This is a genomic window from Ensifer sp. Root423 (assembly GCF_001426275.1).
In the GTDB taxonomy this organism is placed as follows: Bacteria; Pseudomonadota; Alphaproteobacteria; order Rhizobiales; family Rhizobiaceae; genus Ensifer; species Ensifer adhaerens.
Map to the genome: position 1 here is coordinate 134384 of NZ_LMEG01000046.1, position 23795 is coordinate 158178.

Annotated in this window: 25 protein-coding genes; 10 read left to right on the forward strand and 15 right to left on the reverse strand. The window is 58.6% G+C overall.

Translation table 11 applies throughout. The features are described 5' to 3' along the window. Window positions 1-3: 3 nt before the first annotated feature. The 6 genes from trbK to trbB are packed head-to-tail and all read right to left on the reverse strand — an operon-like array spanning window position 4 to window position 5034. A complete protein-coding gene (gene trbK, locus ASD01_RS32740; RefSeq protein WP_060644939.1) occupies window positions 4-180 on the reverse strand; it encodes an entry exclusion protein TrbK in 177 nt (58 codons plus the stop codon). Further along, window positions 174-977 carry a P-type conjugative transfer protein TrbJ gene (trbJ, locus tag ASD01_RS32745; protein WP_060644940.1) on the reverse strand — a complete coding sequence of 268 codons (804 nt, stop codon included), beginning with the start codon at window positions 975-977 and terminating at the stop codon, window positions 174-176. Before trbJ ends, trbK begins: the two co-directional genes overlap by 7 nt. Further along, window positions 949-3399, reverse strand: a complete 2451-nt coding sequence (locus ASD01_RS32750) for a conjugal transfer protein TrbE (RefSeq protein WP_060644941.1) — start codon at window positions 3397-3399, stop codon at window positions 949-951. Before ASD01_RS32750 ends, trbJ begins: the two co-directional genes overlap by 29 nt. A 10-nt stretch (window positions 3400-3409) precedes the next feature. Beyond that, window positions 3410-3724: a conjugal transfer protein TrbD gene (locus ASD01_RS32755; protein WP_060644942.1), complete on the reverse strand. Its 315-nt coding sequence runs from the start codon at window positions 3722-3724 to the stop codon at window positions 3410-3412. Beyond that, window positions 3696-4076, reverse strand: a complete 381-nt coding sequence (locus ASD01_RS32760) for a TrbC/VirB2 family protein (RefSeq protein WP_060644943.1) — start codon at window positions 4074-4076, stop codon at window positions 3696-3698. Before ASD01_RS32760 ends, ASD01_RS32755 begins: the two co-directional genes overlap by 29 nt. Further along, window positions 4066-5034 (reverse strand): P-type conjugative transfer ATPase TrbB, encoded by a 969-nt coding sequence (gene trbB, locus ASD01_RS32765; protein ID WP_060644944.1) that lies wholly within the window; start codon window positions 5032-5034, stop codon window positions 4066-4068. Before trbB ends, ASD01_RS32760 begins: the two co-directional genes overlap by 11 nt. Before the next feature lie 399 nt (window positions 5035-5433). On the opposite strand from trbB, the gene ASD01_RS32770 reads away from it, so the two are divergent. The 3 genes from ASD01_RS32770 to ASD01_RS32780 all read left to right on the forward strand — a co-directional run bounded on the left by ASD01_RS32770 (window position 5434) and on the right by ASD01_RS32780 (window position 8367). Continuing rightward, entirely contained in the window at window positions 5434-6360 is a 927-nt protein-coding gene (locus ASD01_RS32770) for a nucleotidyltransferase and HEPN domain-containing protein (protein WP_244495328.1), read from the forward strand. Between the two features lie 431 nt (window positions 6361-6791). Beyond that, on the forward strand, window positions 6792-7127 hold the full coding sequence (locus ASD01_RS32775; protein WP_029742477.1) for a helix-turn-helix domain-containing protein: 336 nt from the start codon (window positions 6792-6794) through the stop codon (window positions 7125-7127). After that, window positions 7120-8367, forward strand: a complete 1248-nt coding sequence (locus ASD01_RS32780; protein ID WP_060644945.1) for a type II toxin-antitoxin system HipA family toxin — start codon at window positions 7120-7122, stop codon at window positions 8365-8367. Before ASD01_RS32775 ends, ASD01_RS32780 begins: the two co-directional genes overlap by 8 nt. A 338-nt stretch (window positions 8368-8705) precedes the next feature. On the opposite strand, the gene ASD01_RS32785 is transcribed toward ASD01_RS32780, so the two are convergent. Both ASD01_RS32785 and ASD01_RS37700 read right to left on the reverse strand, forming a co-directional pair. Next, complete coding sequence (locus tag ASD01_RS32785) at window positions 8706-9404, reverse strand: helix-turn-helix transcriptional regulator (RefSeq protein ID WP_049810934.1); 699 nt, start codon at window positions 9402-9404, stop codon at window positions 8706-8708. Between the two features lie 109 nt (window positions 9405-9513). Then, window positions 9514-10008, reverse strand: a complete 495-nt coding sequence (locus ASD01_RS37700) for a winged helix-turn-helix transcriptional regulator (protein ID WP_458574515.1) — start codon at window positions 10006-10008, stop codon at window positions 9514-9516. On the opposite strand from ASD01_RS37700, the gene ASD01_RS37095 reads away from it, so the two are divergent. Beyond that, window positions 9904-10173 carry a hypothetical protein gene (locus tag ASD01_RS37095; protein ID WP_060644946.1) on the forward strand — a complete coding sequence of 90 codons (270 nt, stop codon included), beginning with the start codon at window positions 9904-9906 and terminating at the stop codon, window positions 10171-10173. The two genes, ASD01_RS37700 and ASD01_RS37095, sit on opposite strands and share 105 nt — an antisense overlap. A gap of 322 nt (window positions 10174-10495) precedes the next feature. After that, a complete protein-coding gene (locus ASD01_RS32795) occupies window positions 10496-10714 on the forward strand; it encodes a hypothetical protein (RefSeq protein ID WP_156623723.1) in 219 nt (72 codons plus the stop codon). 4 nt (window positions 10715-10718) lie between these two features. Here ASD01_RS32795 and ASD01_RS32800 read toward each other — a convergent pair whose 3' ends face one another. The 5 genes from ASD01_RS32800 to ASD01_RS32820 form a co-directional block, all read right to left on the reverse strand. Continuing rightward, the gene (locus tag ASD01_RS32800) at window positions 10719-11378 is read right to left on the reverse strand and encodes a response regulator transcription factor (protein WP_060644948.1); all 660 of its coding nucleotides are present in this window, start codon (window positions 11376-11378) and stop codon (window positions 10719-10721) included. Between the two features lie 18 nt (window positions 11379-11396). Beyond that, window positions 11397-12176 carry an SDR family NAD(P)-dependent oxidoreductase gene (locus tag ASD01_RS32805; protein WP_060644949.1) on the reverse strand — a complete coding sequence of 260 codons (780 nt, stop codon included), beginning with the start codon at window positions 12174-12176 and terminating at the stop codon, window positions 11397-11399. After that, on the reverse strand, window positions 12167-13882 hold the full coding sequence (locus ASD01_RS32810; RefSeq protein ID WP_060644950.1) for an acetolactate synthase catalytic subunit: 1716 nt from the start codon (window positions 13880-13882) through the stop codon (window positions 12167-12169). The genes ASD01_RS32805 and ASD01_RS32810 overlap by 10 nt, the downstream gene beginning before the upstream one ends. Window positions 13883-13897: 15 nt before the next feature. After that, window positions 13898-15229 carry an aspartate aminotransferase family protein gene (locus ASD01_RS32815; RefSeq protein WP_060644951.1) on the reverse strand — a complete coding sequence of 444 codons (1332 nt, stop codon included), beginning with the start codon at window positions 15227-15229 and terminating at the stop codon, window positions 13898-13900. Between the two features lie 98 nt (window positions 15230-15327). Then, the gene (locus tag ASD01_RS32820; RefSeq protein ID WP_060520095.1) at window positions 15328-16032 is read right to left on the reverse strand and encodes a GntR family transcriptional regulator; all 705 of its coding nucleotides are present in this window, start codon (window positions 16030-16032) and stop codon (window positions 15328-15330) included. Window positions 16033-16217: 185 nt separating this feature from the next. Here ASD01_RS32820 and ASD01_RS32825 point away from each other — a divergent pair, with 185 nt between their 5' ends. The 5 genes from ASD01_RS32825 (at window position 16218) to ASD01_RS32845 (ending at window position 21710) form a co-directional block, all read left to right on the forward strand. Beyond that, entirely contained in the window at window positions 16218-17315 is a 1098-nt protein-coding gene (locus ASD01_RS32825; protein ID WP_060645004.1) for an ABC transporter ATP-binding protein, read from the forward strand. Further along, the gene (locus ASD01_RS32830) at window positions 17316-18209 is read left to right on the forward strand and encodes an ABC transporter permease (protein ID WP_049810937.1); all 894 of its coding nucleotides are present in this window, start codon (window positions 17316-17318) and stop codon (window positions 18207-18209) included. A 124-nt stretch (window positions 18210-18333) separates the two neighbouring features. Then, window positions 18334-19050, forward strand: coding sequence for an ABC transporter permease (locus tag ASD01_RS32835; RefSeq protein ID WP_244546829.1), 717 nt, complete (start codon window positions 18334-18336; stop codon window positions 19048-19050). Between the two features lie 39 nt (window positions 19051-19089). After that, on the forward strand, window positions 19090-20163 hold the full coding sequence (locus ASD01_RS32840) for an ABC transporter substrate-binding protein (RefSeq protein ID WP_060644952.1): 1074 nt from the start codon (window positions 19090-19092) through the stop codon (window positions 20161-20163). An 8-nt stretch (window positions 20164-20171) separates the two neighbouring features. Continuing rightward, window positions 20172-21710: a M81 family metallopeptidase gene (locus tag ASD01_RS32845; protein ID WP_156623724.1), complete on the forward strand. Its 1539-nt coding sequence runs from the start codon at window positions 20172-20174 to the stop codon at window positions 21708-21710. On the opposite strand, the gene ASD01_RS35135 is transcribed toward ASD01_RS32845, so the two are convergent. Next, window positions 21652-22170 carry a GNAT family N-acetyltransferase gene (locus tag ASD01_RS35135; protein ID WP_162251061.1) on the reverse strand — a complete coding sequence of 173 codons (519 nt, stop codon included), beginning with the start codon at window positions 22168-22170 and terminating at the stop codon, window positions 21652-21654. The genes ASD01_RS32845 and ASD01_RS35135 overlap by 59 nt on opposite strands. 69 nt (window positions 22171-22239) lie before the next feature. Further along, on the reverse strand, window positions 22240-23475 hold the full coding sequence (locus ASD01_RS32855) for an 8-amino-7-oxononanoate synthase family protein (protein WP_060645005.1): 1236 nt from the start codon (window positions 23473-23475) through the stop codon (window positions 22240-22242). Between the last annotated feature and the right edge of the window lie 320 nt (window positions 23476-23795).

A 23795-nucleotide genomic window follows, 5' to 3' on the forward strand; every position in this document is an offset into this window, starting at 1 on the left:
GGATCACCACTCAATTTTCATCTTCTCACCGCCCGAGGTCGGATATTCCCTTGAGCTGCCGATGAACTTTGCACGTCTTTCTTGAGCCGCTTGTTTCTCCGACATGAGAATCCAGACGCCTGTGCTGATGATGGCGAGGGTGAGGGCCAATGAGACCAGGATGATCTTCGTTCTCACCATTCCACCTTCATCTTTTCACCACCTGTCGTGGACGGAGCGGTCACTCCGAAGAATTCTTCGCGCCGCGCCTGTGCCAGATCCTTGTCGGTCTGTTCCGACTGAAGCCACGTGCCCATCATCGTCATCTGCTGCGAGACGAGACCGCGCAGTTTCTGCATCTGGCTTACCTGTTGTGCAGCGATCTGATGACCGACTTGCAGCGCCTTCATCTGTCCGTCCGCGGACTGTGACATCGACCGGATCTCGTCCATGGTGCCCTCCTCCGTATCGAACTGGTCGGCGGTGAGGCTTGCTGCCCTCAGAGTGCCGGCGATTGTGTCGCGGTTTGTCTCTGACCAGGCCCGGTAGGTCGACGAGAAACTCTCACCGCTAGGCAGGTTCTTCTTCAAGTCTGCGTAGCTCTTGAAGCGCTGCTGAAGAACGTCGTCCGCGTTACCCATCGAGAAGGCGATGCTTTGCCCATTCTCCACGATGCCGCGCAACTGGCTCAGGTCGCGCTCGACCTCGCCCCAGATATGATCAGGTAATCGCGCCGTGTTCTGGAGCATGTTGTCGTAAATCTTCAGCTGGTTCTGGATTTGCTCCGCCAGCTGGCTGATCTGGGTCAGTTGGTTGTCGACCTGCAGGCCACTGCTCTTGAGGAGATCGACGAGCTGAGCGTTGTTGGCAAGCTGCGTCCATTCGGTGGCAACGCCCGTTGCCGAGCCGGAGCGTGCCGGCAGCGGGGACAAGGATGCCATGGCAATGGCGGCTAATACCGGAACCACCCTATTCGATATTGAGCAGTGACGCAGCATCCTGAACTCCTCTCGTTTTCAGCCATTGGGTCGGCCAGTCCCGGCCATGTTCCGATCTGAGCGCGCGAATGCGTTTGAGGTCCTCCTTGCCGGACGCGCCAACGAAGCTGAGCGCAAAAGGACCCAGCGCCATATCGAAAAGCCGGCGGCCCTCGGGCGTAACCACGTAGTATTCGCGCTTTGGAGTGGCCATCGAAACAATCTCGATCTGCCGCTCGTTGAAGCCAATCCGCTCGTAGAACGCTCGAGTGCCGGGTTCCCGCGCAGCACCGTTTGGAAGGCAGATCTTGGTTAGGCAGGATTCTTTCAACACGTCGATGATGCCAGAGCGCTCAGCATCCGAGATCGACTGGGTCGCGAGCACAACGGCGCAGTTTGCCTTCCGCAAAACCTTGAGCCACTCACGGATCTTGTCGCGGAAAACCGGGTGGCCAAGCATCAGCCAAGCTTCGTCGAGCAGTATCAAGCTTGGGGATCCGTCGAGACGCTTTTCGATCCTTCGAAACAGGTAGGTGAGCACTGGAACGAGGTTGCGCTCTCCCATGTTCATGAGCTGTTCGATCTCGAAGCATTGGAGCGATCTTAAACTGAGCCCGTCATGCTCCGCGTCGAGCAGGTGGCCCATCGGACCGTCAACCGTGTAATGATGCAGAGCATCCTTGATCTCACGAAGCTGAACGCCTGAGACAAAGTCAGACAGCGAACGTCCGGGCGCACTGGCCATGAGCCTGATTTGCCTGGCGATCGCGTTGCGAAGGTCCGGGGTGATCGTGACGCCTTGAAGCGCCACAAGCATCTCGATCCACTCGGTCGCCCAAGCGCGATCTTCGTCGGTGGAGAGCTCCGAAAGCGGGCAGAACGCCAGTGCCCTCCCCTTCTCGTCGCTGCCGATCTCATAATGGTCGCCGCCTGCGGCAAGTGTCAGCGGCAGAAGTGAGTTTCCTTTGTCGAAGGCAAAGATCTGGGCATGTTCATAGCGTCGGAATTGCGCAGCGATCAGCGCCAGCAAGGTCGACTTGCCGGAGCCAGTGGGGCCGAAAATCAAAGTATGACCGACGTCATCGACATGCAGGTTCAACCGAAAGGGTGTCGAACCGCTGGCGACCTGCATGAGAGGCGGCGAGTTCTGCGGATAAAACGGGCTCGGGGCTACCGGATCACCCGACCAGACCGAGTTCAACGGGATGAGGTCAGCGAGATTGTTCGTGTTGATCAGAGGCTCACGGATGTTACAGTACCAGTTGCCCGGCAGGCTTCCGAGGTAGGCGTCCGTCGCGTTTAGTGTTTCGATCCTGGCGCCGAAACCCTCGGCCTGAATCAGCCGGCGGACCGCCTCCGCCTTTTCTTGTAAGGCTTCTTTGTTGCCATCGAACAACACGACGACAGTCGTGTAGTAACCGTAGGCGACCAGTTGCGACGATGCCTGGGCGATGGCGTCCTCAGTCTCCGCCACCATGGTGAGAGCATCCTGATCGACTGATCGGCTCTGCGTCTGGAAGAGCTGATCGAAGAACGGCCGCACCTTCTGCTGCCATTTCTTCCTCGTCCGCTCGAGTTTCTGTCGAGCTTCCTCCGCATCGAGGAACACGAAACGCGACGACCAACGATAGGCCAGCGGCATCAGGTCAAGACTGTTCAGGATTCCCGGCCAGCTCTCAGCAGGAAAGCCATCAATCGCGACGACGCCGAGGAAGCGGCTTTCGACCATCGGTGTCAGCCCGTGCTGAAGCTCGGCCGTCGCGATCCAGTCCAAATACATCGGGACGTCTGGGAGGCGGATTGGATGGTTTTCGCCGGTAATGCAAAACCGGGCGAACTGAAGGAGTTCGTCATAGTGGGCTGTTCGTGCGCCGCCTCGATCGGCGACGGCGCGGGTTCGCATTCTGTGCATGGATAGGGTGTTTGCGAAGTATTGCTCGACCTCGCGGACAGCGTTCTTGAACGCGATGAGAACCGTGTCGGCGTAGGACTTCTTGCGGCTCTCTTCGTCGGAGTAGATATATTTGCTCAGCACCGCTTTCCTGGACTCGGGCGGCCGATACGTCAGCACCAGGGCGTGCTTGCTCTCGAAATGCCCGTTGTCGCGCGCGAAATGCATGCGGCGTTCCGCATCGATTGCCCGCGTAACTGGGTCCGGAAAATGGCAACGTTCTTGCGACGGGTAGTCGACGGTTGGAATCCGGATTGCTTCGACCTGGATCATCCAACCGCTGCCCAGCCGCGACAGGACGGCGTTGATCTGGCGAGAGAGCTCGTTCCTCTCCTGATCTGTCGCGCTTTCCAGGTCTGGCCCGGCAAAGTACCAGGCGGACATGAGGCTTCCGTCTTTCAAGAGAAGGACGCCGTTATCCACCATACCGGCATAGGGCACGAGGTCAGAAAACGAAGGGCCTTTGGCCCTGAATTGCTTGAGCGCGACCATGCTCGCCTCCTCAATACTTACGCCACGGCGAGGCGGTTGGTCTGTAAGAGGGTCTATAGGAAATGTGGCGGAGGTAGACCTTCCGCATCAGCGGATCCGACTTGGCCATGATGCGTAGCGCGCCAACGACCATGATCCATACAGCGATCCCGAAGAGCGCCGAATAGATCGTTAACACCACGAAGATAAGGATGACGGCGGCAAGGCCTGTAATCAGCACCAGTTCGCGATCTGCACCAAGCAGAAGGTTTGGTCGGGAGAGGGCCCGATGTATACGGTTGCGTTGAAGACCGGTTTCAGCCACGCGCCGCCTCCCAACTTCCATCCGAACGCACCGATTCTGCCTGCGACTCCGACAGTGCGATGGTGGCTCCGGTGGCGCCGAAAAGGGCGACGATCTGTGTGGCACCGAGCAGGACCCCGGCGACCAGGACCACATACACCAGCCGTCGTGCGAAGTCGTTTAGCTCGCCACCAAAGATCAGCATGCCGCCGGCGATGGCGACTGCCGCGAGCGCGATATAGCCGGCGACTGGACCAGTGATTGACTCCTGAATCTGCTCAAGCGGCCCTTCCCATGGAAGTCCTCCGCCCGAGCCGGCGACCGCGGGGCCAGCAATAGCGATTGCAGATAGTGCAACAATGCTGAATGGAAGAAATCTGCGGTTAGGCTGCATTGCGTGCTTCCTCGGCGTAGGGCTCGATCTGGTACTGGCCGCCGGCAAATCGCTCGACGTGAAGGATTTCCGGGACGCGACGCCCCTTCGGTGTCCGCTCGATCGAGATGATCAGATCGACAGCGTCCCCGATCACCGCCTGCATCGGTTGCTGGCTGACCTCGGCCGTAAGCTGCTCGAAACGCTGAAGCGCAGAGCGCGCCGTGTTCGAGTGTATCGTCGCAACGCCACCCGGATGGCCAGTGTTCCAGGCCTTCAGCAGCGTCAGAGCTGCTCCGTCGCGGACTTCACCGACAATGATGCGGTCGGGACGAAGTCGCATCGTGCTTTTGAGGAGACGGGACATGTCAACGGCATCGCTCGTGTGGAGGCAAACGGCATTTTCCGCTGCGCATTGGATTTCGGCCGTATCTTCAAGAATGATCAGGCGATCCTCTGGTGCCTGGGCGACGATTTCGGCAACGATCGCGTTGGCAAGCGTCGTCTTGCCTGATCCCGTGCCGCCGGAGATGACGATATTCAGCTTGGCGGCCACCGCACTCCGAATGACTTCGCCCTGTGTGGTCGTCATGACTTTGCTGGCGACAAACTCGTCCAGGGGGATGAGGCGTGCGGCACGGCGCCGGATCGTGAAGGATGGTCCCGACACAACCGGCGGAAGAAGACCCTCGAAGCGGTGGCCGCCAATTGGAAGCTCGCCCGTAACGATCGGGCGTTCGTCGTCCACCTCGCAGTTCAGTACATGAGCGACGGTGCCGATTACGGTTTCGGCCGCAGATCGAGACAGCTCGCCGGCCGTTGTGATGCCGTGCCCCAGGCGTTCGATGAACAGTTTTCCGTCGGGATTCAGCATGATTTCGACTACGCTTGGATCATCGAGAGCGACGCAAAGATGATCGCCGAGAGCGTTCTGAAGTTTGCTGATGAGGCGAGGAAGTGAGCGATTGAGGGGTGTCATCACGATGCAGCTTTCTGCTGAAGAGGAAACAAGACGATCGGACGACCGGAAGCGAATGAAAAGGGAACATCGGGAAGTTCGGTGTCGAAGCTGCACGTCCCGGTAGTTGCTCTCGGTCTGGGGGTGTCACGGCACGCAATCGGACTGGTTTCGCAACGAGTCATCGGGATGACAGGCATCAAGTAAATCTCCTGTTCGTTTCGTCGGGGAGATTTGCAGCGTCGCGCGGATCAATCTACTCGCAGAAGTGTTAGTCGCCCCTCGCCGGGAGGATTGGCCCTTCGGGCAAAGCCTCGGCAGCAGCAGCATCTAACGCTTGGGTTGCGGCGAGTCGGAGAGTGTTTAATATTGTTTCGATCGACTGCCTATTGAACCGCGAAGCTAGAGCCCCCTCCGACCATGATGAAATCCAACCTGGATCACCTTCCCGAAGCCAAGCGGCGCCAGCTCGCTCGGGCATTGGAGATCCTGCGCGAGGAGTTCGACGATGCGCTGGCCGAAGGCGCTGCGGAGTTCAAGAAGAAGGGGCGCATACTCAAGGTCATCCTGTTCGGCTCCTATGCCCGCGGCGATTGGGTGGACGAGGCGCACACTGGCAAAGGATATCGTTCCGACTACGACCTGTTGGTCATCGTCAACAATCGCAAGCTGACGGATTTTGTCACCTACTGGAACAGCGCCGCTGATCGCTTGCTGACCGACAAAATGCTGAAAGGCGACCAAGTGCCGTTTATCGTGCATTCGCGGCGGGAGGTGAATGAAGAGCTCAAAAAGGGAAACGACTTCTTCTGCGATATCCGTCAACAAGGGATTGTGCTCTATGAACTTGACAGTGAGCCGCTCGCTGAGCCGCGACCGCTAAGCCCGCAGCAGCAACTTGATGTCGCGCGCGAGCATTATCAGGGCCGGTTGCCGCACGCCCTTGGATTCCTCAAGGTTGCACGGTTTTGCATATCTGAGGGTGATGCCGCACTTGCAGCGTTTCAGCTCCATCAATCTATAGAACACGCCTATTCGACCGTGCTGCTTGTCCTGAAGAACTATGGTCCGCCGACGCACAATCTGCGTTCCCTGCGCGGCTTTGCGGAAGAACTTGACCGTAGTCTGGCGGATGCCTGGCCCCAGGACCGCCAGCGCTATGTTGCCTGGTTCAACACGATAAACGAAGCCTATGTGAAGGCGCGGTACTCGAAGCACTACCAGATAACCGACGAGGCGCTCGCTTTCCTTGTCGAGCGCACGCAAGTCCTCCACGCGTTGGTCAAGAAAGTCTGCGAAGACCATCTCAATGCGCTCGAAGCTCTGGCTACGAAACTCGAAGGCTAGGTGGGGAGATATGTTGGGTGAGCCGTTTCCCGGCAAGACCGTCAGGCAAAACGTATCCGTTGCAAATTCGGTCCGGCAGAAGATCGGATAGAACCATACGCGTTGCTGTATTCGCCTCATGTCTCAAGGAGTCGAAGAAGCAAAAACGATCCGGCGCGTCTATCCAGAGCCGAGCGTGAGTATCCGATGAGCCCGTGGGGCGAAGTCGATGGCTCTTGGCACGATCATGTTTGGTGACATCACCATTGTCGGCCTTAAGTCGAGCGCAGGAGCGCTGAGAGCCTATATAGAGTGGCGGACCGGCGCGTCAGACTTCTCATCGTACCATTTCCCGAGTTGAACCCGTTGGACTTCTTGTCTGACTATCGCCTCTGGAAAAATTGTAAGCTTCGTGCTACATATTCGGCCAAATTGTAGTGCGAAGGTAGCAAATGCCGACACCTCATAATCCTCCGGCCGCGGTGCGGCGCGCGCTGCGCAAACTGGGCGCAGACATACATGACGCACGTCGGCGCCGGCGGCTGCCGATGGCTGTGGTGGCCGAACGTGCCTTCACGTCGCGCTCGACACTTCAGAAGATCGAGGCAGGCGACACCAACGTCAGTATCGGCATTTATGCCGGCGTCCTGCACGCGCTTGGCCTCTTGGATGGGCTGAGCCAGATCGCCGACATCAGTAACGACAGTGTCGGTCAGTCGCTGGCCAGCGCCCAACTACCTAAGCACGCTCACCCGAGGCGATTGCCGGGATCATCGCGAGATGGCTGATTTCGAAGTTCACATCGACCTTCACGGCCGCACGCGCCCGATCGGGCTGGCGCGGAGCAACCGCGTCCGTGGCGCTGAGACTATCATGTTCGAGTATGACCGCGCCTGGCTGGAGGACCCCGACCGCTTCTCGCTGGAGCCGGCTCTGGCCCTCACTCGAGGAGCTTTCGCGCCGCCCGCCGGCCTCACGACCTTCGGCTCCATCGGCGATTCGGCACCTGACACCTGGGGCCGCCGCCTCATGCAACGCTCCGAACGACGCATTGCGGAGCGGGACGGCCGTGCTGTGCGCACGCTAGCTGAAAGTGACTATCTGCTCGGCGTCGCCGACGAGACCCGGTTGGGTGCACTACGCTTTCGCTGGGCCGGCGAAGAGCCGTTCCAGGCTCCGATCCGCGCCGGTGTCCCCGCCTTTATCGAGCTCGGTCGCCTGCTGCAGATCACCGAGCGGATCCTACGCGATGAGGAGACCGACGAAGACCTCCAACTTATCTTTGCACCTGGCTCGTCGCTTGGTGGGGCCCGGCCGAAGGCCTCCGTCATCGATCAACATGGCCACCTCTCGATTGCCAAGTTTCCCAAGGAGACCGACGAATATAGCATGGAGACATGGGAGGAGATTGCTCTGCGACTGGCTGATCAGGCCGGCATTGCGACGCCCCTCCACGAACTCATGGACGTGGCCGGTAAGAAGGTCATGTTGTCCCGTCGCTTCGACCGCGATGGTACCGTCCGAATTCCCTTCCTGTCGGCAATGGCGATGATGGGCGCCAGGGACGGTGAGCGCGGTAGCTACCCAGAGATCGTGGACGCGTTGGCTGAACACGGAGCGCAAGGAAGAACCGATGCCCACGCCCTTTATCGCCGCGTGGCCTTCAATGTGCTGATTTCCAACGTCGATGATCACCTGCGAAATCACGGCTTTCTCTGGCTCGGTAAGGTCGGGTGGTCGTTGTCCCCTGCCTATGACCTTAATCCGGTGCCGACCGACGTCAAGGCACGGGTGCTGACGACCAATATCGATCTCGATGAGGGTACCTGCTCGCTCGATCTGCTGGAAGAAGCCGCCGGGTTCTTCGCCCTCACGCTCGCCCAAGCTCGCACTATCATCAAAGAAGTGGCGACCGCCACCGCGACTTGGCGGGAGACCGCAAAGGTGGTCGGTGCGCGGTCGGCCGAGATCAACCGCATGGCCAGCGCGTTTGAGCACGACGATCTGCAGCGGGCGCTAGCCCTGTGACGAGGACCTTCCTCCACAGCTTCGATCCGTCCTCCTGCTACATGGGGCTATCTGGGCGCGACGCATCGCCTCTCGGAGCAACCTCCTCGCCACGCTGCACGAGCGCTAGATTGCCCGCGTCGGCGGCGAGCTGAGACCATACCGCCGCCGCCAACGGAGAGACCTCGCTTGCAAGGTCATAGGGACAGTCCTGTTATCGAGCGGCGAGTTCGAGCTGTTCGAAAAGAGCCACAAGTTCGCTATGGTCTCGCATCCCATCATGGACCGCCCTTGGCTCCGAGGTTGGCGGTATCGTTCGAGGAGGATCGGCGTCGCCGACTGCGAACGTTCACATGGCACTAAATCAATCGTTGACGGGTTGCCTGATAAACGGCGTTGGTGAGGTTGTACGCTCCAAGCTTCATTCGCGCCCGATCGAGGTGGAACTTCACGGTGCCTGGCCGCATGCCCACCAGTTCCGCTGTCATTGCCATCGATTTTCCGAGCGATGCCCAGGCGAGGCATTCGACTTCGCGCGCCGAAAGATTGACATCGGGCGCCTTGAGCGTGGTGGGCCGGCACGCAACGATGCGTGCATGGACGAAGGCGACCGCGGCGATCGCCTTGAATTCGTCGAGCGGTGACTTGATATGTGGCCAGTCTCTTGCGGCGAAAGTCAGTGCCGCGAAGTTGCCGAAGGGGCAACGGATAGGGATGGATACCCCTCCCCCGATACCGTGGCGGCGGGCGCCATCCCAGAATTGTCTGACGTTGCGATCGGCACCCGGCGTGGGTGCGTTTAGCCAGGCGAACGGGCGCATCAAGCGCTGGGCCTGGGCCAGGACGGGGTCGATCTGCAAGTAGCCGCAGGCGGAATACTCGTCCTGCCACGCCTCGGGGAAGTTCGTGAACGCTGCACCGAAAGGGAAGGTCATATCGACATAGGCAAACCAGTCGAATGCGCATCGCTTCGTGAACGCGCAAAGTGCCTCGCGAATGTCTTCTTCATTCATTGCAACATTGCTTGCGTCAATCAGTTGGTCCAGTGCCGAATTCATCTGGCATCATCTCCGGTTGCGATTGCCAAGCGTGCAATGCTCGCAAAAAGGGTGCAACGAAGCCTGGGTGAAGAATTCACAATGGTTTTGTGAAGGTTTGTGAGTGCAATCAGTTCTGATTGAGCGCGTATCCTATCGATCGCACTGTCCTGATTGGGTCGCGTCGTAAAGACCTGCGCAATGTGCGCCGCAATCGCCCGACGTGGACGTCTACGGTTCGTGGTTCGACGAACACAGTCGCTGGCCATGCTGCCTCGATCAGTTCGTCACGTGAACAGACCTGTCCCTGCTTGCTCAACAGAAGAACCAGAAGTTTGAACTCGAGAGGCGGAAGATAGATCTCCTCGTCAGCGCAGATGACACGATGCGACGCGAGATCGATCTGGATTTCAGCGAATCGTAGCGATTTCGGCCCTGGAGACCTTTGCTCCGGGTTCATTGTCTGTGTCGGCGAAAGGCGCAGCAAGTGGTCTACCAGCCGCCGCGGCGAGATTGGTCGATGGAACCGTTCGGCGCCCGCCTTGATCAGATCGAGATGGAGTTTGCGATCATCGCCCTCGACAAGGGCGATAAGAGGAACGGACAGAGCTGCAAGTTGGTCCATAGAGGCGCAGCACTGTTCAGATGGGTCGCCCGTGAGGCGGCAGTCAATTACGACAGCCAGGACCTCGCTATCGATCTGGCGATCGATCCCGTCACTCAGTTCCACCTGAAACCCCTCTGTGGCAAGGATGTATTCCAGCCAAAGGTAAAGTTCCGCATCGGTTGAATTGATGAGTATTCGAGGCACCATCCAGTCATCCTTTCGGCATCGTCATTTTGATGTCACAAAAAGATTGCGATAGGAAGGATTATTCTCGTTTTTCGATTGCAATACGGTAACGAATAGGCGAGTATGCAAGTCTTCTATCAGAATAAAATTCAATATTCTTTAACACTTAAATGAAAAATGAGGTAACATAAGGCAGTAATTTGTATTTCGACTGTCTTGCATACGCCAAGGGCTCAGTGCGAATTTCGCACTACCTGTGATCAGGTCCAATAGGCCGGCGCAACGCAAGTCAATCCACGCCGGCTCAGTGGAGCCTGTTATGTCGACGCAAACGACCGCTTCTATGATTACTTCGCAAGCCGCTTTGCGAGCGAATGAGAATGAAAGGCATCTCAGAAACGCCGTCACCAAGGTTTTTGGCGAAGATGCACGTCTGGTCGCTGCCTGGAGCGCTTTGGAGGCCAAATTCGATGGTCGCGAAGAGGATTGCCGCCTTTGGGCCGCAGTCTTTCATCAGCTGGGCGCGCGTACCGTGTAATGGTCTAATTGTCTGGCGGCGCAACCAACTTGTACCCGGAGCTTCTGATCGTTTCGATGAAGGTCTCGCCGAACGGCGCCAACGTCCGCCGCAGCCGGCAAACATGGACGTCGACGCAGCGGACCGTTAGTCCGGGCTGAGACCAGCCGGCGGCAAGCAGGTCTGTGCGCAGCCTTACCCGACCGTAGTGCCGATGCAGGTCCGCAAACAGACCGAATTCAATTGGCGAGAGCCGGATCGTCCGATCTTTCCAAGTGACCGTTCGCTCGAGACGATCAAGCCGGAGGCGAGATGGTGGGTGTTGTCGCTCGCCGAGGGAACCGGCGGCCCGTCGCAGAATATCGAGGAGGCGCGGGAGACCGAACGGTCTGATCACGCATATCGTCACTCCCGCTGGCAGCAATCGGGCGACAAGTTCGCAAGAGGTGGATCGAATGAGAGCGATGGTGGCAGCCGGCTGTTTGTTGCTCGACACTATCGATCGGCATATTACTAGCGTGTTTTCGCTGGTATCGAGGATGATGACCGCGGGATCGACGTGTTCATCGATCGCTATGTCGCCCGGCCCAATTGCTCGAGAAACCAGAAAGCCCTCAGCCTGGAGGACATACCCGAGCAGGCTGAAGAAATCCGGATCATCCGTAATCACAAGCACGCGCGCCATGTACCACCCTGACAGCTCCTAATTGGGAACGAATTCTCCGCCGTTGACGTCAATCGTAGCGCCGTTGACGAAGCCTGCCTCCGATGAGACCAAGAACGCGATTACGCTAGCAACGTCGTCCGGAGTTCCGAGCCGTCCGAGTGGAATGCGCTGACGCGCCTCCACATTGACCGGCAGCTCTGCGGGGCCCGTCATGTTGGTGATGATCCTTCCTGGTGCCACGAGGTTGACCGTTACTCCCTTCGGACTGAGGCAACCGACAAGGCCCTTCATCAATCCCGACAACCCGGCCTTGGAACTGACGTAGCCCAATCCTGCGATCCTCGGGCGAGTTCGTGCCGCGATCGATCCGACCAGCACTATCCGGCCGAAGCCCTGAATGATCATCTTTTCTGCGACCGCCTGGCAGCAGAGCATAGCGCCCGTTAAGTTCACCGCGAACACGCGGTTCCATTCATCGAGGGTGAGATCCGGAAGCGCTGTTGGGCCATTTTCGCCTTTCGGCGAAATCCCGGCGCAGCAAACGAGAATATCCGGGGATCTCCAGCTCTTTTCCACTTCAGCAAAAAAAGCTCTGATCGACGGCGGGTTCGTCAGATCGGCCTCCCCGCTGATCACCCACTCGTCGCTGGCGAGCGCTGTAAGCGCCTGCTTGGCGAGCACTGCCTGATCGTGTCGCTGTCCGAAAACAGCGACACGATAGCCATCCTTCAGCAGGCGCTGTGCCGTCGCGAGCCCGATGCCGGATGTGCCGCCCGTCACGACGGCCACCTTTTCGTGTTCGGCAATCATGCGCATTCGTCCATCTGCGCAAAGAGTGAAAGAGCCGGATGCGCACCGGGATCCGCTATCACCTCAATCAAGGTCGCGGTCTCGGTGCTCAAGGCACGCCCAAGCGCGCCGGCAAGATCCTCTGGCTTTTCGACCCGCTCGGATGCGCAACCGCAAGCGCGCGCGATCAAGCTGTGGTCAACGTTGCTGAAGTCGATCGCCGTCGTATGTCTGCCGAACTTTGCGATCTCGGCATCCTTCTGGAAGCCAAGAATGCCGTTGTTCAGCACGACGATGACTATGGGGAGGTCACTTCTGACGATCGTTTCGAGTTCGGCCCAGCTGTGGGCAAAGCCACCGTCTCCGACGATTGCGACGACCTTCTTGGCCGGTTGGGCGCACTTGGAACCGATCGCCAACGGCACGCCCCATCCCAGTCCCGCCAAGCCCCGCGGTGTTATGAAACGAGCGCCAGCGCTTGCGCAGCGCAACTGGCCGACCACCCACATGGAGGAGTAGCTGGCGTCAGCAGCTACGATCACGTTCTCATCCAACCGTGCCTGGAGCTCACGAAGCACGCGCTCCGGACGAATAGGCATCTTGTTCGAGGACGCAACATCTTGCCGATCGACCTCAAACCGGGCCCAGCATTGGGCGATCTGCTTTTCTATCCTGGTCCGCGCCGCCCTGCGCCTGGATAGGTCTCGGTCCTTCAATGCGTTGGTGAGTGCCATAAGCGTCGCCCTGACGTCGCCAACCAAGCGGAGTGCTTCGTAATTGCGTCCGATCTCCAGCGGATCGACGTCGATATGGATGATCTTCGCGTTGGGAGGAAACTGGCGCCAACTGTCGGTCCCGTTCTGATTGGTACGCGAGCCGACCAAGAGGATCAGGTCTGCGCCTTCGACCAGCGGCAGAGTGTGTCTGCCGAGCGAGCGCGGTCCGACGAGCGAGCCAAGAACGCCGGCTGAGAGTGGATGATGCTCGTCGACTGATCCTTTTCCCATGTTCGTCGTAAGCACCGGCAATCCAGCAGCTTCCTGGAGAGTTGCAAGTGCTTGCGACGCATCGCTTGCGTGGACCCCTCCCCCCGCGATGGCAATCGGTGCTTGCGCTTCGGCGATCAGCTTAGCTGCGAGCGCGATGACGTCATCGCAAGGGCGCCCGCGATCGAGCGGATAATGTCCGAGGTGGCTGCGCCTTGTTGCCGGCCGCTCGGGTCCTTGTTCTCTAAGGAGGTCCGCCGGCAGCAAAAGCACTGCAGGTCCTGGTCTTCCGGAGGCGGATGCAACGAAGGCCTGGTCGAGGTAGTCTTCAATGCGGTCCGCCTCAGTGACGCGGCGCACCCACTTTGCGCAAGGTTGGAACAACTGGATATGGTCCAGTTCCTGGAAGGCGTTCTTGTCGGTTTGTCTGCGTTCGACGTCCTGGACAAGTGCAATGAACGGGACGCTGGCTTTCAAGGCTTCGGCGAGGGGTGGAACCAGGAGCGTTGCTGCCGGCCCGTTTTGAGCGGCGACCACCGCAACCTTGCCGGAAACGCGCGCGTAGCCATCTGCCATTGCACCGCCCATGTTCTCCTGCCGGTAGGCGATCTGGCGTATGCCAATTGCTTCGGCTGCCAGGATGAGCGCGGATGGAAGGCTTTGTGCAAATATGTGCTCGACGCCATGACGCTGAAGCGCAAGCGCCATGCGTTCCGCGACGGTGACCATTTTCGTATTGATCGTCATTGTGCTTCTCGTCGTTTAGTAGGTCTGGGAAATAAAGTCATCGAAGACTTCGATGACATGTTCGATGTCAGCCGCCGTCATGGCGGTGGAGAGGCATGCCGAAGCGCCTATCGGGAGGGAGATGCCGTGGGAAATGCAATGGCGGGTCAATCGGCGCATCGTTTCCTCCTGCTCGGCCGACATGAAGGCTTCGCGGTAGGTGCGTGGAAGCTCTGAGCGTGGGTGGATCCGAAACAAGGACGCAGTGCCGGTCACGCAGAATGGCGCGCCGCTTCTTGCGATGGCTGTTCGAAGCCCGAGGCGGACTTCATCGCCAAAATGCTCGAGACGGCTGAATGCATCTTCATTCATGGCCTGCATAGTTGCTAGGCCGGCGACCATGGAGACTGGATTTGCAGAGAAGGTGCCGCCTTGCGGAACCGCCGGCCGGCCATGCTCCGCGCTAAAAACGCGCATCACCTCGCTGGCGCCCCCGATCGCACCGATGGGGAACCCCCCGCCAATGATTTTGCCCGCGGTGATGAGGTCCGGGGTAAGGCCGTGCCGCTCGGATGCGCCTTGGTATCCCTGCCTGAGGTTGAGAACTTCGTCGGACACGATCAAAATGGAATGACGGCGCGCCAGTTCCATGATCGCCTGGATGAACTCTGGCTCCGGTTCGATCAAGCCGGCCCTGCTCGGCATGACGTCGATCAAAATGCAGGCGGTTCGGCCGCCGACGGAACCGATCGCGTGTTCAAGGGCGTCAACGTCGTTGAATGGCAGGACCGTCACGTCGTCTGCGACGCTGGCCGGGGCGCCGTGGTAACCTGGAACGCTGCTCGGTCGCTGGACTGGTCCCCAATTTGCCGGGCTGTTTGACTGCCCGACTTCGGCCCAGTCGCTGGCACCGTGATAGGCGCCCTCGAAGCGAATCACATTTGTCTTGCCCGTGACGGCACGCGCCGTTTTGATTGCGAACATGACGGCTTCCGTGCCGCTGTTTACGAAGCGAATACTTTCGATCGCCGGAATGCGCTCGACGAGCAAGGCGGCGAGTGCAATTTCATGTTCGGTTGGGTTTGCGAAGCAGGTTCCGTCCCTTACCGTTCGAGACACTGCTTCGACGACCGGCGGGAACGCGTGGCCGTGTATCAGGGTAGTGAAGTTGTTGTTGAGGTCGAGAAATCTGCTGCCGTCGAGATCGACGAGGTGGGCCCCCTCCCCCCGCGTCACGTAGATCGGGCCACCATCGCGCTCAACCGTGGCTCTTGAGGTGCCATCCGGAAAGTACCGGCGCGCCTCCCTGAATGCGGCGTTGGACCGGGCTCTGGATTGAGCCCGAGCGGCCACTATGCTGTCCATCATCAAACTTCCCTTTGCAACGAGCAGTGGTTCATGTTTTCGTCGCAATTATGTTGCAACAAAAATGACGCTCTGGGAAGTCACGCAACAAAAAACTTTTCTTAGGTCGTCGACTGTCGCCGAATTCTGTCCGCATCGACCCGGCGGAGGCGACGGTATCCGTCCCGAATGTCGCTCTCGATTGCCGCCCGCACGCCCTCGGCATCGCCAATTACAAGGCTCTCGATTGCTGCCAGGTGGTTGTGCACGCCAAACCTGTTTTCTGCGAACTCCGGGTACAGATCATGGAAAGCCGCCCCTGTGCGCAGCCAAAGTGTCTCAATGGTTGCGACGAGGTTGGGCATTTCGCTGAGCTGGTAGAGCGCGAAATGGAATTCGCGGTTTGAGGCGAGAACGCCAACGTAGTCTCGTTTGTCGAGGCGCTCGTTGATCGTCTGTTGCAGTGTCTGCAACTGGGTGATCGTCTCTTGTGTGGCGTTGGGTGCCCCCTTGAACGCCGCAAGGCCTTCCAGGGCCAATCGCATCGCGGTCACCTCGTCGAGTGCTTCTCGCGTCAGGCTTGGAACGATCACCGTCTTCGGGCCTGCAAACACAAGCGCGCCTTCCTGTGTCAGCCGGTTGATGGCCTCACGAGCAGGAGTCGAACTCACTCCGAGTTCGTCGGCGACGCCCCGCACGGTCAATTTGGTGCCCGGCGCAAATGCCCCTCGGATCAAGCGTTCCTTCAGATCGTCGTATGCGACATCGCGTAGTCGCGGCGGATTCTTTCCATCTGTGGTTTCGATTCCATCCGCTGCGTCGCTCAATCTACGTCTCCCGGTTGACTTGTTCGCAATTATGTTGCAACAAAAGTGAAATATGTCGTTTGCGCGAACTTTATGTGACCTCGCAGAGCTACCACTATTCGCTGCACGGGTAACGCAATCATGACTTGCATGTTTATTCGCAGCTTTGCAGCCTGCGGTAATTGATTGATCAATGGGAGGTTTATTTGATCGGAGAGAGAGTCACCTTACGGGGTCTTCGAAAGAGCTATGCGGGCGCCTTGGCGGTGGAGCGACTGTCGCTCGACATAGGCGCAGGGGAGTTCTTGTCCATCCTCGGCCCCTCCGGCTCGGGAAAGACCACCCTCCTTACCATGATCGCGGGGTTCGAGTACCCGGACGAAGGAACGATCTCAGTCGGAGTCAGGGACATCACACGAGTTGTGCCGAACCGGCGCGGGATCGGCATGGTGTTTCAGAAGTATGCGCTGTTCCCGCATCTGACCGTGGCTGAAAACATTGCTTTTCCCCTGAAGATGCGGCGCCAGCCGAGTGGTGACATCAAGGCGGATGTGGCAGCCGCTCTCCACTTGGTTCAGCTTTCGGATTTTGCCGGGAGATATCCGCATGAACTGTCAGGTGGGCAGCAACAGCGCGTGGCCGTGGCGCGCGCATTGGTGTTCCGCCCACCCGTGCTTCTCATGGACGAGCCGCTGGGAGCATTGGACAAGAAGCTTCGGGAAAGCATGCAGTTCGAGATCAAGGCATTGCAGCAGAACCTGGGCGTAACCGTGGTTTATGTGACCCATGATCAGGAAGAAGCCCTGACAATGTCGGATCGGGTTGCGGTTATGGCCGGCGGCAACCTTGTTCAGGTCGGATCGCCGCAAGATCTCTATGAGAGGCCGCGCGACAGTTTTGTAGCTGACTTCATAGGCAAGATGAACTTCGTTGCAGGCCATGTTGTCGGGGTCGAGGCTGACGAGACGATAGTCCGAACCGCGCCAGGAGGTCTCTTCCGTGTCAAAGGTCGGACGGCAGGGGCCAGACAAGCTCAATCCGTCCAGCTGGCGTTCCGTCCCGAACGCGCCCGATTGATGGCGAAGGAAGAGGGCCGGCCGGATGCAATCGGCGGAACGGTGGCCGCGAGCGTATTCGTTGGAACTCACCACATGTATGTGATCGATATCGCCGCCGGAGATGCCCGCCAGCTGCACGTCCAGGCCGAGACAAGTGCAACGATGCGCTTTTCGACCGGCGACAAAGTCGATGTCATACCCGACCTCTCTCGTCTCGTGGCGTTTCCTCTGTCGGAGGCTCGCTAGATGGAGCAAGTTTCTCTGGAAATACCTGGAGGTTCGATTGCTCGCGGCGGATCGGCAAAGATCCTGTCGCGGAGCGCGACAATCCTGTTGCTGATGCCGCTGGCCCTGCTTTTGGCAATCGGGTTCGTCTACCCGCTTCTGCAACTGGTCAAGATCAGCCTCTTCACGCCCGAATTTGGAATAGAAAGCTATCGGCGCATCCTCAACGAGCCTTTGTATCTGCTGGTCCTGCTGCGGACTTTTATGGTGGCGTTTTGTGTCATGGTTTTATGCCTCGTCGGTGGCTACCCGGTTGCATTCGCCATGTCGCGTCTGAAAGGCAGATCCGCGGCGCTCGTTGCTGCATGTGTGCTGATCCCCTTGTGGACATCCGTTCTGATCCGCTCCTATGCGTGGATCGTCCTGCTCCAGCGCAACGGGATCATCAATTCCGCTCTGCTGGACGCAGGTCTCGTCAGCGAGCCGCTGAAGCTCATCTATACGGAGACCGCCGTGATCGTGGCGATGGCGCATGTGCTCATGCCGTTCATGATCCTGCCGTTGTTTTCCACCTTGCGCTCCATCCCGAAAGACCTGTCGCATGCAGCTCTCAACCTTGGTGCCGGACCGCTCGTAGCGTTCCTGCGAGTCACCTTGCCATTGAGCACGCCAGGTGTCTTCGCCGGCTGCGTCATGACCTTCATTCTCGCGATCGGCTTCTACATCACGCCCACCTTGGTTGGTGGGCCAGGTTCGATGATGATCGCAACCCTGATTGGCCAACAGACCACCGTTGTCTTGGATTGGTCGTTCGCAGCAGCACTGTCGACCGTGCTTCTGGTGATCACCCTCATCCTTGTCGTGGCCTTTCGAAAAACCATCTCGCTGAACAAGGGGTTCAACGGTGTCAACTGATCAAACCACTTCTCAAACTCCATTGCAGTTCACTCAAATGACCCTCGCAGAATCAGGACGCCTGTCGAGATCCGTCACGGGCGGTCTCGCCCGGATCGTTGTTGCCGCCGTCCTGCTTTTCCTGATGCTGCCCACGATCGTGGTCATCCCGATGTCGTTGAGCGCCGGCGAGTTCATCGAGTTCCCGCCGCGTGGTCTGAGTTTACGCTGGTATGGGGAGTTCTTCGCCGATCCAGAGTGGCTCTCTGCCACGCTCTTCAGCCTGAGAATTGCCCTTTCAACGACAGTTGCCGCAACGGTCGTCGGGACCCTGGCCTCTATCGCCCTCGTGCGGGGTCAGATTGCGGGGAAGCCGATTATTCAAGCGCTTTCGATCGGGCCGATGATCGTTCCGCATATCGTTCTCGGCGTTGCGCTCTATCTCGTGTTTGCACCGCTTCAGTTGACGGGCAACTTTCTCGGCTTTCTGATCGCTCACACCGTGCTTTCGATACCTTATGTGGTCATCACCGTGAGTGCGGCCCTTCAACGTCTCGATCCGGTCCTCGAACTTGCTGCACTTAGCTGCGGGGCCAGCAGACCGCGTGCCTTCTTTTCCGTCGTTCTGCCGAATATTGCCCCGGCGATCGCCGCTTCTTCCGTCTTCGCGTTCCTTGCTTCTTTCGACGAGGCAACGGTGGCGTTCTTCATCTCCGACACGGGCGGCAAGACGATCAGCCGCAAGATGTTCGAGGACATCGATTTCAATCTCACGCCCGTCATCGCAGCCGCATCAACGCTGCTCGTCGGTGTTTCGCTTTTGCTGATGGCATCCGTCCAGACCTTCGCAAAGAAACGCTGAAACAAACGCCAACATTTTTATTCCCGGGAGGAAAATCCAATGACAGCAGCCAAGTATCTCATACAGCGGCCGTGCACCTTCATCGTTGCAGCTTTCGCACTTGTGTTGGGCGCGAGCGGCCATGCAAGCGCCAACGAAGAGGTCATCATTGCCTCAACCGGCGGGGCCTACGACAAGGCCTTGCGCGAAGCGTGGTTCGACCCTTTCACAAAGGAAACGGGCATCACCGTGAAAACCGTCGCGGCAACCAATGCGGAAATGCGGGCCAAGGCCACTGCGATGGTCAAGACCGGCAACGTGTCCTGGGATCTCTTCATGCAGGGCGAAATACAGGCGATGTCCCCGCAACACCTCGAGACTGCTGCGGATATCAGTGACTTCTGCAGAAACCTCGACGGGCGTGAAGACCTGGTTGCGGACGCCTGCAGACCGGGCGGAATCCGGCTCCAGTCCACCGCAACGCTGCTCGTCTATGACCGCAGCAACGCGTCCGTGCCGGTTCCCGAGACGTGGGCGGACATGTGGGACACGAAGCGGTTCCCCGGCGGCAGAGCCTTTCCCAACTTTGATGACCCCTGGCGCGTGATGGCAGCGGCACTGCTTGCCGATGGGGTGCCGCGCGACAAGCTCTTTCCTCTCGACGTTGATCGGGCGTTTGCGAAGCTTGATGAAATCCGCCCGTCCGTATCGGTGTGGTGGAAGACGGGCGACCAAAGCGTGCAGGGTTTCAGAAACAAGGACTACAGTCTCGGTCAAATCTGGTTGACCAGAGCAACGGCGCTGAAAGCCGAGGGCCACCCGATCGGCTGGTCCTACAAGGCCGCCTTTCTTGTCGGAGACCGCGTCGCCCTGCTCAAGGATGCTCCCAATCGAGAAAACGCTCTCAAGCTCATGGCCTATTGGCTCAACAATCCGAAGGCCCAGGCGCGAGCCTGTGAGCTGCTTTCATGCACACCGCCTAGCAACCTTGCGATCGAAATGATGTCGGCTGAAGTGCGGGCCAGCATGCCCTCGCCTGTCGACATTGAAGAGCACATCATCGTGCCCGATGCCGAGTGGATCAACGCGAACGCCCCGCGGCTGCTCGAACGCTGGAATGCGTGGATCAGGTAAGGATCAAGATGAGCACTGACTTCAACTCACCAAGAAAAACCGTCCTTGTCGCTCGAATCTGGCACGAGTCGAACGGTTTTAATCCTCGGGTCACCGGGCGGGACGCCTTCGAGATCATGGCAGGCAAGGATTTCCTCGAGAAAGCTCGGAAGAGTGGTTCGACGATCGGCGGTATCATTTGCCGGCTAACCGAAGCCGATGTCGAAATCGTCGGAAGTTTGTCTGCCTCCGCCCCTCCGAGCGGACTTGTCGAGCATGAGTTCTATGTGGAACTGCGGGACCAATTGCTCGGTGATGTTGCGGCTCATCGGCCGGATGCCATCGCGTTGGAACTGCATGGGGCCATGGCGACGACCAGATGCCCCGATGCCGAAGGGGAGCTCCTTACGGGACTCAGAACGCTCGTCGGTCCTGACGTACCAATCGCCATCGGCCTCGACCTCCACGCCAACGTCACTGTGGATATGATCGAAGCGGTCGACATCTGCATCGCTTGCAAGGAGAACCCTCATTCCGATGTCGTCGAATGTGGCCACAAGGTTGCCGACTGCATACTGGCGATGCTGGATGGTCGATTGAAACCTGTCACGACAATGGCAAAGGTTCCAATGATCCTGCCTGGAGCTGGAGAGACTGCGACGGGCCCCCTTTATGACCTGCACGAGATGGCGCGCGATTACGTCAGTTCTGATCCGGGTATCTGGGACATATCGCTGTTCAACGTGTTTCGTTACTCGGATGATCACGATATCGGACAAGCAGTTGTGGTTACCACAAATGGCAAAGCCGACCCGATAACCATAGCAAGGAATCTTGCTGAGGCGTTCTGGATCCGGAGAGACGAGTTTATCGATGACCTTTTGTCCATCGACGAGGCGCTGACGAAGTGTGCCGCTAGCCACGGCGAGCGCTACATCTTCGCGGACATGGGTGACCGCATTCTTGCAGGGGCGCCCGGCGACAGTACAGCCATCCTGCAGGCCGCTATGGAAAGGTATCCCGGCCTGCGGGGTGCTATGTCACTGACCGATCCCCAAGCAGTGATCGCAGCGCACACCGCCGGACAAGGAGCGTCACTCGAAATTCTGATCGGCGGGCGCGTGACCCCGGGTTTTCTACCGTATCCTGTGAAGGCCGTCGTCAGACATCTTGGCGACGGACACTGCGTTCTTGCCGGCCCGTTTCAAGGGGGACAGGCGTGCACGATGGGCGATACGGCTGTGCTCGAAATTGACGGGCGACTTTCGGTGTTGCTGACCACTCATCCAGCCTTCAGCCATGACCCGGCTGTCTTTACCAGCCAAGGTGTCGGGCTAAGCAGCAAGGACTTTATCGTGGTGAAGTCCGGCTACCATTTCAAGCTCAATTTTGCTGACTACGGAGAACCTCTGCTCGTGCGTAGCCCGGGCGTCGGCTACTATGAAAAGGGTGTCTTCAACTACAAACGCGCCCGCTTTTGGCCAGAGCACGCGCAGGCCTCCTCCCCGGTCACGACCATGGTACGAAGGCCGATCGCTGGTTCAAGCCATGCCGAACGGATCGATTGAGTATGAACCGGTTGTGGGCTCTTCCCTGCTCTACGAAGCCCAGGTCTTGAAACCCGAGTTTTGTGAGAACGCGCATGGACTGATGGTTTTCCGGCCGAACGAAGGCGACGATCTGATTGATCGACATTGTCTGGAACGCGCGGTCAACGACGGCCGCCGCCGCCTCTGTCGCCACACCACGGCCGGTGGCTGCGGCTAAGAAACAGTAGCCGAGCTCGGCTTCTTTGTCGGGGGTGATCCGAAGACCACATCTGCCAATTGGAGGGCTCGCTGCCTCTTTTCTATCAAAGACGAGATAAAACCCGCAGCCGAAGGATCGCCAGTGTTGAACATAGCCTTGAAGCAGATGATCCGAGCAACTCCTGCTCATTTGATCCACATTGGCCAGAAGCAGCGACACGGCGACATCCCGGTGGACATGATAGAGGCCGTCACCATCGGCGTTCGTGGTGGGACGCATGTAAAGGCGCGACGTTTCCAGGCACGCCTCTCTTGCCCCTCGATACGACATCTGAGAGCCCTCGGTTGCTCAGCGCATTAACTTGGCGACAGCGTTTGCGAGGCCGTTGACCTCATCTATGGTATGGCCGGCGGTTGGGCACACACGGATCCCGGCCTTCCCTCGCGCTACGGTCGGGAAAAAGATCACCGAGGTGTAAAATCCCATGTCCAGCAGGGAGCGCGCAGTCGCGATGGCTTCGACGTGGTCGCCGATCGTTAAAGTCCTTATAGGTAACGTGGTGCCACGATGTTCGGTTGGCGTCAGGAGGTCGAACAAAGCGAGTTTCTCACCCAGGTCCCGTTGCCTGATCGCCAGTTCGGGGCTCTCATGAATCGCTACGGAGGCGATCGCTGCTCCAAGAGCGGCAACGTTGGGAGAGGCGGAGAACGCGTGAGCGATCGCGTATCTGCGAAAAAGCTCCTCTTGCCGCTCCGTTCCGAGCATCAGCAAACCGCCGGATGCGCCGAACCCCTTTCCGAGCGAAGCCGCGATAATTGTGCTGTCCCCAAGCGGGCCCTCAAGCTGGGAGCGGGCAAAGCCTTGTCCTTTATCGCCAAAGATCGAAATGCCATGCGCGTCATCGATGTAGAGGAACATGCCATATCGGCTCTGCAGCTCTTGGAGGTTTCGGATTGGCGCTGCGCCGCCCATGGAATAGACGCCATCGCAGACATAGGCGACCTTTTTGCCCGTTCGACACACGCGCTCGAGTGCTTCGATGTCGTTGTGCGCTATCGTCAGGACTTCTGTCTCAAGAGCGACCGTCGCCTTATGAAACGCCAGAGTCGCGTGCGCGAATTTGTCGAACACGACAACGGGTTTCTCTCCGTTGGTCAGATGGCCGGAGGCAAGAAGCGGCAAGGCGCCCATGTTTGCAGCGAGGACAGTCGTATAAACGATAACCCGAGCGGAAAATAGCTTTGACAGAGCGTCTTCAAGATCGAATGCGATCTTGAAATTGAGGCGTGTTCTCGCGCATGACCAGTGCAGGTTTCCATATTGTTCGAGCGCTTCGATTGCTCCGGCGACTATCCGCGGGTGGTTGTCCAGCCCGAGATACGAGCATCGAACAAAATCCACGATGTTACGGCCTGCATCGTTTGCTGATTGGAGTTCAATGCCCCGCCCCCGATTTGGGTATGCGGAGACCCCGATCAGGCCGGCCGCCTGTGCCGCCCGGAAACACTCATCGGACGACTGAATAAGCGCGGCAGTGTTCCTTCGGACAGTCTGATCGGTTCCGGCCACGAAATCCGTGAGCATCCTTGCCTCCATCAAGAGCGGTTGTTGCGCCTAAAGGTGGCATAGATCACTTTTCACTCAACGAACGGCGGCAAAAGAACGGAACAAGTTTCTGCAAATTTTCGTATGCCATGGGTGGCATTGTGCAATGATTTTACGAACAAGTTTGACGGCCCTTCTCAGTGGTAGTGCTGGACGGTTAACGGTCAGCGCAGAATCGAACATAGCGGCGTCTAAGGGCGGCGATTCGGTCGGGCGGTGTGAGTCGGAGACGAAATAGTGCCTGTGCACACGTCGAGCCCCGAAAGCCGGAAGGGCATAAGAGACTCTCCGGTGCAAAA

Bases quoted from the DNA above. Each gene is read 5' to 3' on its own strand.
- ASD01_RS32750 (WP_060644941.1), bottom strand. From the start codon at position 3,399: ATGGTCGCGCTCAAGCAATTCAGGGCCAAAGGCCCTTCGTTTTCTGAC.
- trbB (WP_060644944.1), bottom strand. From the start codon at position 5,034: ATGACACCCCTCAATCGCTCACTTCCTCGCCTCATCAGCAAACTTCAG.
- ASD01_RS37095 (WP_060644946.1), top strand. From the start codon at position 9,904: ATGGAACCGTTCGGCGCCCGCCTTGATCAGATCGAGATGGAGTTTGCG.
- ASD01_RS32855 (WP_060645005.1), bottom strand. From the start codon at position 23,475: ATGCTCACGGATTTCGTGGCCGGAACCGATCAGACTGTCCGAAGGAAC.
- ASD01_RS32810 (WP_060644950.1), bottom strand. From the start codon at position 13,882: ATGACGATCAATACGAAAATGGTCACCGTCGCGGAACGCATGGCGCTT.
- ASD01_RS32785 (WP_049810934.1), bottom strand. From the start codon at position 9,404: ATGAATTCGGCACTGGACCAACTGATTGACGCAAGCAATGTTGCAATG.
- ASD01_RS32770 (WP_244495328.1), top strand. From the start codon at position 5,434: ATGATGAAATCCAACCTGGATCACCTTCCCGAAGCCAAGCGGCGCCAG.
- trbJ (WP_060644940.1), bottom strand. From the start codon at position 977: ATGCTGCGTCACTGCTCAATATCGAATAGGGTGGTTCCGGTATTAGCC.
- ASD01_RS32755 (WP_060644942.1), bottom strand. From the start codon at position 3,724: ATGGAAGTTGGGAGGCGGCGCGTGGCTGAAACCGGTCTTCAACGCAAC.
- ASD01_RS32845 (WP_156623724.1), top strand. From the start codon at position 20,172: ATGAGCACTGACTTCAACTCACCAAGAAAAACCGTCCTTGTCGCTCGA.
- ASD01_RS32795 (WP_156623723.1), top strand. From the start codon at position 10,496: ATGTCGACGCAAACGACCGCTTCTATGATTACTTCGCAAGCCGCTTTG.
- ASD01_RS37700 (WP_458574515.1), bottom strand. From the start codon at position 10,008: ATGGACCAACTTGCAGCTCTGTCCGTTCCTCTTATCGCCCTTGTCGAG.
- ASD01_RS32835 (WP_244546829.1), top strand. From the start codon at position 18,334: ATGCTGCCCACGATCGTGGTCATCCCGATGTCGTTGAGCGCCGGCGAG.
- trbK (WP_060644939.1), bottom strand. From the start codon at position 180: ATGGTGAGAACGAAGATCATCCTGGTCTCATTGGCCCTCACCCTCGCC.
- ASD01_RS32805 (WP_060644949.1), bottom strand. From the start codon at position 12,176: ATGCGCATGATTGCCGAACACGAAAAGGTGGCCGTCGTGACGGGCGGC.
- ASD01_RS32815 (WP_060644951.1), bottom strand. From the start codon at position 15,229: ATGATGGACAGCATAGTGGCCGCTCGGGCTCAATCCAGAGCCCGGTCC.
- ASD01_RS35135 (WP_162251061.1), bottom strand. From the start codon at position 22,170: ATGCGTCCCACCACGAACGCCGATGGTGACGGCCTCTATCATGTCCAC.
- ASD01_RS32760 (WP_060644943.1), bottom strand. From the start codon at position 4,076: ATGCAGCCTAACCGCAGATTTCTTCCATTCAGCATTGTTGCACTATCT.
- ASD01_RS32840 (WP_060644952.1), top strand. From the start codon at position 19,090: ATGACAGCAGCCAAGTATCTCATACAGCGGCCGTGCACCTTCATCGTT.
- ASD01_RS32830 (WP_049810937.1), top strand. From the start codon at position 17,316: ATGGAGCAAGTTTCTCTGGAAATACCTGGAGGTTCGATTGCTCGCGGC.
- ASD01_RS32800 (WP_060644948.1), bottom strand. From the start codon at position 11,378: ATGGCGCGCGTGCTTGTGATTACGGATGATCCGGATTTCTTCAGCCTG.
- ASD01_RS32780 (WP_060644945.1), top strand. From the start codon at position 7,120: ATGGCTGATTTCGAAGTTCACATCGACCTTCACGGCCGCACGCGCCCG.
- ASD01_RS32775 (WP_029742477.1), top strand. From the start codon at position 6,792: ATGCCGACACCTCATAATCCTCCGGCCGCGGTGCGGCGCGCGCTGCGC.